12 protein-coding genes are annotated in these 13,186 nt (G+C 68.8%); 11 read left to right on the top strand and 1 reads right to left on the bottom strand.

Annotation, left to right across the window (positions count from 1 at the left end; translation table 11 throughout):
• The first annotated feature begins 19 nt into the window (after positions 1–19).
• The 3 genes from ABIA71_RS19300 to ABIA71_RS19290 all read left to right on the top strand — a co-directional run bounded on the left by ABIA71_RS19300 (position 20) and on the right by ABIA71_RS19290 (position 3,531).
• Entirely contained in the window at positions 20–1,360 is a 1,341-nt protein-coding gene (locus ABIA71_RS19300; RefSeq protein WP_354287425.1) for a TFIIB-type zinc ribbon-containing protein, read from the top strand.
• On the top strand, positions 1,357–1,608 hold the full coding sequence (locus ABIA71_RS19295; protein WP_038688229.1) for a hypothetical protein: 252 nt from the start codon (positions 1,357–1,359) through the stop codon (positions 1,606–1,608). Before ABIA71_RS19300 ends, ABIA71_RS19295 begins: the two co-directional genes overlap by 4 nt.
• 270 nt (positions 1,609–1,878) lie before the next feature.
• Entirely contained in the window at positions 1,879–3,531 is a 1,653-nt protein-coding gene (locus ABIA71_RS19290) for a tyrosinase family protein (RefSeq protein WP_354287423.1), read from the top strand.
• A 78-nt stretch (positions 3,532–3,609) separates the two neighbouring features.
• Here ABIA71_RS19290 and ABIA71_RS19285 read toward each other — a convergent pair whose 3' ends face one another.
• Complete coding sequence (locus tag ABIA71_RS19285; protein ID WP_354287421.1) at positions 3,610–4,041, bottom strand: GFA family protein; 432 nt, start codon at positions 4,039–4,041, stop codon at positions 3,610–3,612.
• Between the two features lie 136 nt (positions 4,042–4,177).
• Here ABIA71_RS19285 and pip point away from each other — a divergent pair, with 136 nt between their 5' ends.
• From pip to ABIA71_RS19245, 8 genes are all read left to right on the top strand, one after another.
• Positions 4,178–5,143, top strand: a complete 966-nt coding sequence (gene pip / locus ABIA71_RS19280) for a prolyl aminopeptidase (RefSeq protein ID WP_354287419.1) — start codon at positions 4,178–4,180, stop codon at positions 5,141–5,143.
• Positions 5,144–5,265: 122 nt separating this feature from the next.
• Positions 5,266–5,967: a hypothetical protein gene (locus tag ABIA71_RS19275; protein ID WP_354287417.1), complete on the top strand. Its 702-nt coding sequence runs from the start codon at positions 5,266–5,268 to the stop codon at positions 5,965–5,967.
• A gap of 99 nt (positions 5,968–6,066) precedes the next feature.
• On the top strand, positions 6,067–6,666 hold the full coding sequence (locus ABIA71_RS19270; RefSeq protein WP_354287415.1) for a DNA-3-methyladenine glycosylase: 600 nt from the start codon (positions 6,067–6,069) through the stop codon (positions 6,664–6,666).
• 111 nt (positions 6,667–6,777) lie between these two features.
• Positions 6,778–8,442 (top strand): hypothetical protein, encoded by a 1,665-nt coding sequence (locus ABIA71_RS19265; RefSeq protein WP_354287413.1) that lies wholly within the window; start codon positions 6,778–6,780, stop codon positions 8,440–8,442.
• Positions 8,443–8,509: 67 nt separating this feature from the next.
• Complete coding sequence (locus ABIA71_RS19260) at positions 8,510–9,208, top strand: DUF3348 domain-containing protein (protein WP_354287411.1); 699 nt, start codon at positions 8,510–8,512, stop codon at positions 9,206–9,208.
• A 10-nt stretch (positions 9,209–9,218) separates the two neighbouring features.
• Positions 9,219–11,780: a DUF802 domain-containing protein gene (locus ABIA71_RS19255; protein ID WP_354287451.1), complete on the top strand. Its 2,562-nt coding sequence runs from the start codon at positions 9,219–9,221 to the stop codon at positions 11,778–11,780.
• Positions 11,777–12,424, top strand: coding sequence for an OmpA family protein (locus tag ABIA71_RS19250; RefSeq protein ID WP_354287409.1), 648 nt, complete (start codon positions 11,777–11,779; stop codon positions 12,422–12,424). Before ABIA71_RS19255 ends, ABIA71_RS19250 begins: the two co-directional genes overlap by 4 nt.
• A complete protein-coding gene (locus tag ABIA71_RS19245; protein WP_354287407.1) occupies positions 12,414–13,073 on the top strand; it encodes a DUF2894 domain-containing protein in 660 nt (219 codons plus the stop codon). Before ABIA71_RS19250 ends, ABIA71_RS19245 begins: the two co-directional genes overlap by 11 nt.
• Positions 13,074–13,186 lie beyond the last annotated feature (113 nt).

The raw sequence follows: 13,186 nt of genomic DNA, 5'->3' as shown, positions 1-13,186 counted from the left end.
GGCAAGGCGCCCAACCACCATGTCCGACTCCCGCACTCCGCCGCCCCTGCCGTCGTCGGGACCGCCACCGCTGCCCGCGCAGCCGGTGACCGGCCCCGGTTCGCCGCAGGAGGTTCCGCCCCTGCCCGGCAGCTTTCCGGTCGATCCAGCCACCCTGCCCCAGCCCATCCGCGACGAGATCGAGGCGCCGGACCCGGTGGCCCTGGATACCCGTGCCGCCGAGCTGAAGGACGGCCTCAACCGCTGCCCCAAATGCGGCAGCACCGATGTCCGGCTCAAGCTCGGCACCGATGTCCTGGTCTGCCAGTTCTGCCGCAACGAATGGCACGGCACCCGCGCCGAGGAGGCCTTCGGGCTGGGTGACGGCCTGGACCAGTTGCGGGGTACCGTCGTCGCCTCCGGCGCACGGGACATCGAGGCCGACACCGCCAGCCTGATGAGTTTCAAATGCACCGGCTGCGGTGCCGAGGTCACGATCAATACCGAAAGCACGATGACGGCCCGCTGCCATTGGTGCCGTCACGTATTCGGGGTGAATGAGCAGGTCGCCAATGGCGCCGTACCCGATGCGGTGCTGCCGTTCCGCATTACCAAGGACGATGCGGTCGCGCGAATCCGCCAGTTCGTGGACAAGCGCCGCCTGTTTGCGCTGAAGGCGTTCAAGGACCAGTTCACGCCCGAGAACGTCGTCGGCGTGTACCTGCCGTACATGATCGTGGACAGCAATGTCAGCGCCAGCGTTGCAGGCCGCGGCGAAATCAAGACGCGCGAATACACCCGCGGCACCGGCGACAAGAAGCAGACCTACTACGATGCCGACGTCTACCAGGTGGAGCGGCATGTCGACTTCACCGTGGACGACCTCACGCTGGAATCCTCCGCCGAGCGCGGCAACCTTGACGCCCGGGCCAACACCAACAACATCATCAATACCATCCTGCCGTTCGACACCAAGAACGCGCTGAAATGGAATGCCTCGTTCCTGACCGGTTTCACGTCGGAAAAGCGCAACCTCGACGTCGAGAAGCTGCGTCCGCGGCTGGAAGACCAGCTGTTGTCGATCGCCCGTGCCGAGGTCGAAGACTCCGTGCGCCGTTACACCCGCGGCGTCCGCTGGGAGAAAGAACGCCTGGACGTGCACGGCACGCGCTGGGTCTCGATGTACCTGCCGGTGTGGCTGTATTCGTATCACCAGCCTGGAAAGAACGGCGGCATGCTGCATTACATCGCGGTCAATGGCCGCACCGGCGAAACCATGGGCAGCGTGCCGGTGCAGCAGTGGAAGATGCTGCTGGCCGCGCTGACCACCGGCACCATTATCGAAGCCCTCGTGCTTCTCTTCCTGGTAGCGTCCTCATGAGCGATGACAGTGGATTGTGGTTGCTGGCTGCCGGCCCGGCTGGTGCGTCGGCGTTGTACTGGGCGCTGTACCGGTATTACCGGAACACCGACAAGTCGCACGCGTTCGAGCGTGAAACCACCATCGAGGCCAAGCCGGTGACCGGCTCGGACCGCAAGATCGATACGATCACCGGCACCCAGACCACCAGCATTGCCGGCAACAACGTCGGGGCGTACCGGTCACGGGTGCAGCGCGACACGGGCTGAGCCCACCCGGGCACCACCGTTTCACATGGATATGTGCGGTGCCTCCCATAACCGAAGATTGATGCCCGCACCGGGGGCTTGTTTCGCAGCGTCCGGTGTGCGCGGCGTGCTACTACTGCCCCGCCATCCCGCGCCGGGGCGGGTTTCCCAACCGTTGACGCGTGCTGGCACGGGGCCTGGAGGCCCCGTCGGGCATGGCTTTGTGTAGTGGCATGTCCGCGCAGTGATTCGTAACCCATGCGGTTCCATCGATCACCAGGGAGTACCACCATGCGCTACACACGCCGTGATTTCCTTGCCACCGCCGCCAGTGCCTCGGTCGCCTCTTGGGCAGCGGGTACTGCTTTCGCCGGGGGCGCCACCGGCACCGACACGACTGCCGCTACCACCTTCCATCGCTACAACGTCAACACGCCGCAGGGCCAGCGCATGCTGGCCAGCTACGCGCGCGGCATCCAGAAGATGCTGGCGCTGCCGGCCGATCACCCGCACAACTGGTTCCGCAACGCCTTCGTGCACCTGATGGACTGCCCGCACGGCAACTGGTGGTTCTATGTCTGGCACCGTGGCTATGTGGGCTACTTCGAACAGACCATCCGCACGTTGAGCGGCGATCCGCAGTTCGCCATGCCCTACTGGGACTGGACCTCGCAGCCGGAGATTCCGGCGACCATGTTCGACGGCGTGCTCTCTCCCACCGACCCGGCGTACGCGCCGTACACCGGCAACCTGGCGCGGTTCACGAGCTTCATCCAGCCGGCGTTGCAACAGTACTGGGGCAGCCTCGATACCTACCAACGCCAGCAACTGGCCGCGCGCGGCTATGCCGATTTCGGCGCATTGTGGAACGATGTCACCGGCTACAACGCCGAGGCGAAGACCGGCATTTCCGGCAACGCGGGCTATGCCATCACCTGCGGGGCGCGCTACCTGTGGCGCCAGAATGCCCGCCTCGATGCCAAGACCGCCGCCGCGGTATCGCCCGACACCATCCACGCCGGCTTGTCGCCGGTGGAGTTCTACAACGCCGACGTCAGCCGCAGCTTCACCAGTTCGCGCACGGCCTCGCACGTGGACTCGCCGGACAAGAACACCCAGTTCTCGGTGCTGGAAGGCTTCCCGCACAACAAGGTGCACAACTGCATCGGTGGCGTCGGTGCGATCGATCCGGGCCCCTACGGGAACATGACCAACTTCCTGTCCCCGCTGGACCCGATCTTCTACCTGCACCACGCCAACATGGACCGGCTGTGGGACGTATGGACACGCAAGCAGCTGCGGCAGGGACTGGAGATCATGCCGCCGCCGGGGCAAGCGCGCGACGCATTCATGCGCGAGCCGTTCCGGTTCTTCGTCCTGGGCAACGGCAGGTTCGCCGGGCCAAAGCGTGCTGCCGACTTCTTCAGTACCCAGGCGTTCGACTACGACTATGTGGGCGAGGGCACCGGTGCGCTGCAAAGTGCGGCATTGGCGGTGAAGGCCGCGGGGCCGGCCACGCTGGTGCGGGGCAAGCGTCGCGGTGCCGCGGTCGCCGTGTCGCTGCCGGCCACGACCCGGGGCCAGCTGGGCGCCACGGCAGCGCCCGCGTTGATTGCCGAAGTCACCGTGGAGCGGCCGCGCGGCCTGCACAACACGCGCGAGTTCGACGTCCTGGTGAACGCACCGGCGGGGGTTGAGGCGGTGGACGCCGACAGCCCCTACTACGTGGGCACGGTGTCCTTCTTTGGTCCGCCGATGACCGGCATGGACCATGCGCACCCCACCACGTTCGCCGTACCGCTGCCGCAACGGCTCAACCTGCTCAGGGCCGGTGCGGCCGACGCCAGCGGCAGCACGGCGCTGGAGTTCAGGGTGGTGGCCTCCACCGGACAGGCCGCCGAAGCGTTCCCGGTGCTGGACGCGGCGGTGCTGGTGGTGCCCTGAGGGCCGCGCCAGGCGCTGTAGTGCATCACCCAGGCAGGGCCGCCGCGCGGTCCTGCCTGGGGTGGCAGCTGGCCTACGTCAGGCCGACGCGGCGTCGTAGGTAGGGCCATCCCAACCGTCCAGGAACTTGGGCAGGGCATCGGTGACGTCGACAATGCGGTCACGGTAGAACAGGTGCATCGTGGGCGCGAAGGGCTCGGTCAGCGCGCCCCCCAGAGCGCGGGCCACCAGCGCATTGGGCACCACACGCATACCCAGCCGATTGGTGCCGAACAGAACGTCTCCACAGCCACTGCAGAACGTTTTTGAGAGCTGCTTGTGCGGATGCTGGAACACCGTTGTCGTGGCCTGCTCCACCTCGACCGCTTCCGCGTTCCAGGCCGTGGCCGAGAGCATGGCCGAGGCGTAGAAGTCCCGGCAGGTACTGCAGTGGCAGATGGCGCGCGCAACCGGCGCGCCCTTCAGGGTGAGGGTGGTACTTACACACAGGCAGTTGGCGCGAAGCATCATGCGTGTCTCGGCGTTCGTTGAGGCGGCATGTTACCGGTAATGGCGGCCCGCCCGCGCAGCACTGCCCTGCACGCGGCAGTACTGCGGATTCAGACCAGGCTGGCTATGCTTGCGTTCTCCGTCCACGAGCACCGCCATGCGCACCTTGTATCCCGACATCCAACCCTACCGCGAGCACCGTCTGGCGGTGGATGCCGTGCACACGCTCCATGTGGAGGAATGTGGCGCGCCTGACGGTATTCCGGTGGTGTTCCTGCACGGCGGTCCGGGTGCGGGCGTATCGCCCACGCACCGTCGCTTCTTTGATCCCGCGCGCTACCGCATCGTATTGATCGATCAGCGTGGCAGCGGTCGCTCCACCCCGTTCGGCGAGTTGCGGGAAAACACCACCGCCCACCTGGTGGCCGACGTCGAGGCCGTGCGCGAGCACCTGGGCATCGACCGCTGGCTGGTCTTCGGCGGCTCGTGGGGGTCGACGCTGGCGCTGGCCTACGCGCAGGCGCACCCGGACCGCGCCACCGGCGTGATCGTGCGCGGCGTCTACCTGGGCCGTGCGGAGGAGAACCGCTGGTTCAACGAAGCCGACGGCGGCGCTCGCTGGATCTTCCCCGAGCGCTGGGCGCGCTATGAAGCGCACATTCCCGAGGAAGAACGCGGCGCGCTGATCGCCGCCTACTGGCAGCGCCTCGACAGCCCCGATCAGGATGTAGCCATCGCCGCGGCACAGGCGTGGCTGGGCTGGGAAGACCATGCGGCCACGTTGGTGCATGACGTGGACGCGCGCTCGCACGCCGACCCCCTGGCGACGCTGGCGAAGGCGCGCATCGAAGCCCACTACTTCCGCCATCATGCCTTCCTGGACCATGGCCAGCTGCTGCAGGGCGTCGATCGCATCCGCCACCTTCCGGCGGTGATCGTGCAGGGCCGCTACGACATCATCTGCCCGCCACGCAGCGCCTGGGACCTCGCCTCTGCCTGGCCGGAGGCGCAGCTGGAGATGGTGCTGTCAGGCCATGGCGCAACCGAACCGGCTACCGCCGATGCATTGGTGCGGGCGACCGATGCCTTCGCCGACCGCGTCACCGGCGCTGTGCAAACCTGAGAGGGTCGAATGCGGTGGCGGCGTCGTCGCTCCCGGGGGCGCGCCGCTTCGCACGTCCATGGCGCGGTGTTAACGTCGTGCGGTGCACGCTCGCCTCCACGTTGAACCGAGCAGGCATACACATGCAATGCACCCTTCGCACCGTTCTGGCGGGGGCCGCCCTGGCGGCCCTGGTCACCGGCTGCAGTCTGTCCGATGCCGATCCGGCACACCCGGCAGCAGCCAAACCGGCAGCACCGACTGCCACCGCTCAGCGCCCTGCGTCGTCGACGCCGACACCGGTGAGCGGCCCCACAGCGACTGCCGCGCAGGCGGCCGATGCCTTCGCCGAACCGGTGCCCGGCATCGCGGTCCGGCCGGTGACAGGCACCACCGTGCACCGGGACTTCAAGCGCAGCTACCTGGCGATGGATGCGTGGACGCTGTATCCCGCCGCGGGCAGCGCCGGCCGGCCGCTCGTGGCGCTGGTGCTGGACGGTTCCAATGACGTCACCTCGGCAGAGATGCGCATCGGGCGCAGCGATACTGCTTCCGACCTACAGGCGTGCACGACGCCGCCCGCCGAAGCCACAGGCACCGCCGGCACGGCCGACGTGGGGGGCGTGCGAGCGACCCACTTCAACAGCAGCGATGCCGCCATGAGCCACTACCTCTCCGCCGACAGTTATCGCGTCGTCCACGGCGGTGCCTGCTATGCCATCGACCTGATCATCGCCGGCACCCGCCCGGAGGTGTACGACCCGCCGCGCACGCCACCGTTCACGCAGGATCAGGCCAAGGCGGCGCTGGCATCCATGCTCGCTGCCGTGCACTGGACGCACTAGCGTCGCACTCGCGTGGCGTTGATGCCGCCACCACGCATCAGGGCTCACCATTCAAGGCAACGGCGCGTGCCACTGGCGCCCCTTTGATCAGGCCTCTGCATGCACGACTGGGCAACACTGCCGCGAACGTTCTACCAGCGCCACCCCACCGACGTGGCACCGGCGCTGCTCAACAAACTGCTGGTACGCGATGACGGGCGCGCGGGCCGCATCGTCGAGGTGGAAGCCTACGCGGGCAGCGAAGACCCCGCCGCGCATTCGTTCCGCGGGCAGACGCCGCGCACCGCCACCATGTTCGGTGAAGCCGGCCACCTGTATGTGTATTTCAGTTACGGCATGCATTGGGGGTCAAACGCGGTCTGCGGCGAGGTCGGTCAGGGCTGGGGCGTGCTGCTGCGGGCATTGGAGCCGGTGCAGGGCCTGGATCTGATACGTGAGGCGCGCCCGGCCATTCGCCACGCCCGCGACCTGGCCAGTGGGCCGGGCCGGTTGTCGCAGGCAATGGGCATCACCAAGGCACTGGATGGCGCGGATCTGGTGCGCAACGATCGTGGCGTACGTATTGTCTCCGATGGGATGGCGCCGCCCACCGAGCCGGTGGTTGGCCCGCGCATTGGTATCAGCAAGGCGAAGGATTTTCCGTGGCGCTGGCACGTGCCCGCGCATGCGCACGTATCGGGCCGATCCGCGCGGCGCTGATTCTGCCGGCTGCTGCACTGGTATCCTGCTCGGCTGCCTGGCACCGGTTGACGCACGCGTCGTGATCGAGCGCCGTCGCCCGTTGTTGCACCACGAAAAGGATGTCCCCCGATGAAATCCCTCCCCACCCTGCTGCTGGGTGCTGCCCTGCTGTGCGGCGCAGCGCCGCTGCTGGCGGCCGAGCACGTCTACTACGTCGGGCTGGACATCAGTCTGGCCGGCCAGGACCGCGGCACGTTCCGGCAGCGCAGTCTTAACAGCCTGGCGGTCGACACCGCAGCCGATGGCAGCGCCCACCTGCGCACGCGCATCCTGTGGACCGAACAGCGCGCCCCCGGCGAAACGCAGACGGTGCTGGACCTGGATCCGGAGGTGGGCGACGAGCGGGCCATGCTGGCCCTGCTGGACGGCGGCTTCGAGCTGACCCTGGCCGCTGACGGCACCAGCACGGGCATGCGCGCCGTCGACCAGGCGGCCTGGCGGGACACCGTGACCCTGCAGCCGCAGGCCGCGCGCCTGCTCAACGCCGAACAGCAGCTGGGCGGCCTGCAGCCTTTGGCGCTTCCGTCCCAGCTGGCCATTGGCCAACGCATCACCCGTCGCGCCCAGACCCGGGACTTCGGTGAACTCACCTCGCAGATGCAGGTGCAGTTACTGACGCCGGCCGAGGTGGTGGTCAGCGTGGAACTCACCGGTACCGACGTGCAGGGCCGTGGCCGGCAGGTGCTGCAGCGTGCCGACGGCATGCCGATCGAGGCGCGCATGCAGCTGACACTGGCACCCCGCGACGACCTGCCCGCCACCGAGCAGCGGATGTACCTGGCGCGGATGGATCTGGACCCGCTGCAGCGCCTGGAGAGCGAGACCCTGCTGGAGACGTATCCGGCGATGATCCAGGCCCACCTCGACGCACCGCCCTTCTCGGCGAAGTCGTCCAACGCCGACGATTACCCACCGTCGCCGCCGGAAGAGCGCGTGCCCGGGCTGTTGGACATGACGGCACTGAAGCAGACCGAAGGCAGCCTGAAGTTCGCGGTGAACCGCGACCATCGCGACGGCCGCCCGTTGATCCGCATTGCCGGGCGCGTCGGCACCGGCGCCTCGGCCAACAACGATCCGGACGCGCTTGCCCTCACCGCGGCAACCCCGCGCGCCGTGCACTTCTTCGATGCCAAGGGCAGGCGCCTGGCGAATCTGTCCGCGCAGCCGGTGCTGGATCCCTGGGTACTGGTGGGTGACTTCCATGCCGACGAAAAGGACATCGCGTTCCCGTTCCGCCTGCCACTGAACACGCGCGGCAGCCAGGTGGACGCCATCCGCCGGATCCGACTGGATGTCGATGTGGACACCTACCTTGGCACCGAGGTGGAAACACTGGCCCCGGGCGCCCTCTCGCGGCGCAACCCGAACGCGCAGGTGCAGTGGACCTCGCCCACCCGGGTGACCGTGCAGCAGGCGCTGCCCTGGCGCGGGCGCACCGAGGGCTACTGGACCACCGCGGTGCCGCTGGATGCACAGGGCCGTGAGATGCCGGCGGCGATGGTGGATGTGCACGGTGCACACGCGCTGGCCGATGCGCACCCGGGTGACCCGGCCCAGTCGCCGCTGCATTGGGAGCGCATCCGCCAGCCCGAACGACTGGAGATCGCCACGGCGGCGCCGATCGCCGCGCTGCGCTTGCGTCACCAGCGCTGGCAGCGCCAGCCGCGGCAATGGACCTTCCGCTACCTTGCCCCGGACGCGGTCGAGGCGGACACAGAGGGTGGCGCCGACTAGTACGGCCGCCTCGTTCAGACAGGCCCGTTGTCTTTCCGGTGTAAAATTCAGCGTTTTAACCGGAACAATGGCGAAACCGCAGCACCGCCCGCCCCTGCCCGGCCCGGCCTTCATCCGCCTGTTGGCGGAATTTGCCGACGGTCAGGTGGCCCCGACCAGCCCGGACCTGTCCGACCGCCTGAGCCAGTGGGTCGACTGGAACCGTGCGGTGGCGCTGTCGCGGGCGCTGGACGGAAGGGTGCCGCCCCCGCCTGCCGAGGCGGTCGCGTTCGATGCCGCCGAGGCGGCCGAATGCGTGCGGGTGCGCTCGGTACTGGCCGCCGCCATCGTTCAGCAACCTGACCCGCCAAAGCCCGGCGCCACGGACGATGCGGCGGCGATCCGCCAACGCGTCGTTGCCCTGCAGCGCTCGATGCAGGCCAACACCGGACGGCTGCGTGGCCGCCTGCGCGACATGCTCAGCCTGGCCGGCCCCGAACTGGGGCGGCTGGCCGAGGTGGATGCGGTGATGGAACAGACGCTGAGCCCGCGCGAGCAGGCGTTGCTGGCCACGGTGCCCGCGCTGCTTGCCCAGCATTTCGAGCGGCTGCGCAGCGCGGCGCTGCCAACGCCCGTCGAAGGCGAGGCCGCCGACGCCGACGCGGTGCCGCCCGATGAGGGCTGGCGGCTGCGGTTCAACCACGCGATGGAGAGCGTGCTGCTGGCCGAACTGGATGTTCGTTTTCAACCCATCGAAGGCCTGCTTGCAGCGCTTCGCCCCCGATAACTGGGACGTCATGTTCAGAACTAGTCTTTATCTCGTCGTTTTCCTTGCAGGTCTGTTTGCCGCGTGCTGGATCGGCGTGGGATACATCGGGTCGAACCCGGTGGGTTTCGCGGTCGCACTGGTGATTGCCGCCTGCTACACCGCCGGGGGCGTCGAGCTGTTCCGCTACCGCCAGGCCACCGCTGGCCTGGGGCACGCGTTGGCCGATGTATCGGCGGCCGAGCAGGACCTGGGCGCCTGGTTGCAGCGCGTACCGGCCAGCCTGCGCAATGCGGTGCGCCTGCGCGTGGACGGCGCGCGTGTTGCCCTGCCCGCCCCGGTGCTGACGCCCTACCTGGTGGGGCTGCTGGTCCTGCTGGGCATGCTCGGCACCCTGCTGGGCATGATGGCTACGCTGCGTGGCACCGGGCTGGCACTGGAAAGCGCCACCGACCTGCAGGCCATCCGCGGCTCGCTAGGGGCGCCGGTGGAAGGCCTTGCGGTGGCATTCGGCACCTCCATCGCCGGCGTGGCGACCTCGGCGATGCTCGGCCTGCTGTCGGCGCTGTGCCGCCGCGAGCGCCTGCAGACCGTGCAGCAGCTCGATGCGCGCGTGGCCTCCGACCTGCATCCCCATTCCCAGGCATGGCAGCGCAGCGAGACCTTCCGCCTTGCGCAGGCGCAGGCCGCGCTGATGCCGGCGCTGGTCGAGCGCCTGCAGGCGATGACCGCGGCGATCGAGCAGCAGAGCCTTCAGGCCAACCAGCAGCTGCTGTCCAGCCAGGAGACCTTCCACGCCAAGGCTGATGCCGAACACGTCCGCCTGGCGGGCGCGGTGGAGCTGGCGCTGAAAGACAGCATCGCCGCCAGCGCACGTGCCGTGGGCGAAGCATTGCAGCCGATCATGGACAGCACCCTGCGCGGCATCGCCGCCGAAGCAACCGCCCTGCAGCGCGGTGTCGGCGACGCGGTGCAGCGCCAGCTGGAGGGCCTCAACGCCGGCTTCGAGGCCAGCCGCGCGGCCAGCGCGGACAGCTGGAACAGCGCGATCGCCGCCCAGCAGCAGACCAACCTGGCGCTCACTACCGACCTGCGCGCGGCGCTGGAGCACCTCACCGCGCAGCACGACCAACGCGCGCTTGGCCTGCTGGATGCGCTGTCGTCGCGTCTGGCGGCCAACTTGGATCACTGGGCCACCGCACAGGCGGCGCAGCAGCAGACCCATCAGGCGCTCACCGCCGATCTGCGGCAGACGCTGCAGCAGTTCAGCGACAGCCATGACCAGCATGCCCTGCGCCTGCTGGATGGGGTGGCGCAGCGCCTGGACGCCAGCGCCGGCAGCTGGACCGCCGCCCAGGCTGCGCAACAGCGCAGCAACGAAGCGCTGGTGGTGGAACTGCGCGACGCACTGGCCCGCTTCACCGACCAGCACCAGCAGCAGGCTGGCAGCCTGGCCGACACCTTGGCCAGCCGTCTGGACGCCACAGCCGAGCGCTGGAACACCAGCCAGGAAAGCCAGCAGCAGGCCCATGCCGCGCTGATCGGCGGGCTGGACAGCACGCTGCAGGGCTTCACCCAGACCCACGACGCACGTGCCAGCGCCCTGCTTGAGACGCTCGCCGATCGCCTGGACGCCAGCACGCGCAGCCACGCCGACGCGTGGCGCGATGCATTGGCCCAGCAGGCGGCCACGCATGCCAGCAGCGCCGCGCGCAACGAGCAGGCACTGACCGCCGTGGCTGGCAGCTTCGATACACATGCGCGCACCCTCGCCGAGACGATGCAGCACGCGCACACCACCCTGCAGGACGCGCTGGAAGCGCGCGACGGGCAGCGCCTCGCTGCCTGGAGCGAGGCGTTCGGCACGCAGTCCACTGCGCTGGCCCAGCAGTGGGCGCAGACCGGCGAACAGGTGGCGCGCCGTCAGCAGGACATCTGCGAGACCCTGTCGCGGACCGCGCAGGAGATCACCACCCAGACCCAGGCCCACGCCAGCGACACCATCGCCGAGATCTCGCGGCTGGTGCAGGTGGCCTCGGAAGCACCGAAGGCCGCCGCCGACGTGGTGGCCGAGCTGCGCCAGAAGCTGTCTGACAGCATGGTCCGCGACACCGCCATGCTGGAAGAGCGCAGCCGTCTGCTGGCCACGTTGGAAACGCTGCTGGATGCGGTCAACCATGCCTCCACCGAGCAGCGCACCGCCGTTGACGCACTGGTGACCACCTCGGCCGACCTGCTCGACCGGGTGGGTACGCGCTTCACCGACCACCTCACCACCGAAACCGGCAAGCTGGGCGAGGTTGCCGCGCAGGTCACCGGCAGCGCGGTGGAAGTGGCGGCACTGGCCGACGCATTCGGCGGTGCCATGGAGGTGTTCGGCAGCGCCAGCAGCGGGCTGGGCGACCGCCTCGCGCAGATCAGCGGCGCGCTCGATGCCTCGCTGGCACGCAGCGACGAACAGCTGGCCTATTACGTGGCCCAGGCGCGCGAAGTGATTGACCTGAGCGTGCTGTCGCAGAAGCAGATCATCGAAGAACTGCAGCAGCTGGGCGCGCGCCGCGCTGCCGATGCGACCGGGACCGCCACCGCATGAGCGACGAGATCGAGGTCGATGGCGAATCCGGTGCACCGATCTGGGCCGCCTTCGGCGACCTGATGTCGGTGCTGCTGGGCGCTTTCGTGCTGATCCTGGTCGGCGTGGTGGCGTTGCAGCTGGAGTTGTCCAACCGGCTGGACCACGAGGTCAAGCAGCGCCAGGCCGAAGCGCAGCGACGCAAGACGCTGGAGCAGGCGCTGGCGGTGCCGCTGGCGGCCGGGCGGGTGACCATCGTGGATGGCCGCATCGGCATCCGCGGCAGCGTGCTGTTCGCCTTGAATTCCGACCAGCTGCAGCCCGAAGGCCGTGAACTGCTCAAGAGCCTGGCCGGCCCGTTGGCCGAGTACCTGTCCTCGCGCGAGGAAATCCTGATGGTCAGCGGCTTCACCGACGATCGCCAGGTGCGCGAAGGCAACCGCCAGTTCGCCGACAACTGGGCGCTGTCGGCCGAACGCGCGCTCACCGTCACCCGGGCGCTGATTGCCGAAGGCGTGCCCGCCTCGGCGGTGTTTGCCGCCGCCTTCGGCGCCGAGCAGCCGGTGGATTCCAACGCCGAAGAAGCCGGGCGCGCGCGTAATCGCCGCGTTGAAATGGCACCGATTCCGCGGCCGAAAGCCACGGCGGCAGCCGATGCCCCGTAAGCCGTTGCCGGTGGCCGCACAGCTCGATGCGTGGCGCGGGCAGCAGCTGGACCGGCTCGACCCGGTGGGCTTTGCGGTGATCGAGGCCTTGCAGGCGCGTGCGCAGGCATACCAGGGCGCAGTGCGACAGCTGCTGGATGCGCGGCTGTCCACGCGGGTGGCGGCGTATGCGGCGCGCATTGCCGAACAGACTGCGCGCGCGCCACGCCACACTCGACCCGCGCCCGCCGCAGCCACCGACCGCGCACGTCCGCTGTCGGGCCTGCTGGCGACGTTGTCCGCGCATGCGCATACGCAGGCACCGTCGGTGCCGCACGACGCACCTCTCGACACCGCGCCCACACCGGCATTCCCCGCGCTGCCGGCCATCAGCGAGTTCCGTGACCTGTGGGCCACGGTGCGCAATGAAAGCCAGAAACGCATCTCGCTGGCGCAGGGGCCGGGCGACGGTGGCCCGTTGAATTCGGCGGTGCTGGTGCACCGCTCGCTCACCTTGATGAGCGAACTGTCGCCGGGCTACCTGCAGCACTTCCTGATGTACCTGGACAACCTGGCCTGGCTGGAACAGATGCAACCGCGCACCGCCACTCCGGCGCGTGACGTGGGGCGTATCGCCAAGCCGCGCCGCGCCCGCACCCCGAAGGCCTGATCGCCCTGCCGGCACGGCGCGCCCTGCGCCGCCCTGGATATACCAAGGTATATCGCCGCTAACCCACGGGCATCTAGGCCTGCGTGCAGCGGGCGCGGACAATACGCACACCG

Origin of the sequence: Stenotrophomonas sp. 2619 (genome assembly GCF_040548725.1) — a bacterium.
In the GTDB taxonomy this organism is placed as follows: Bacteria; Pseudomonadota; Gammaproteobacteria; order Xanthomonadales; family Xanthomonadaceae; genus Stenotrophomonas; species Stenotrophomonas maltophilia_AP.
The sequence above is the reverse complement of the archived record's forward strand: the minus strand, read 5'-3'. Positions and strand labels throughout refer to the sequence as shown.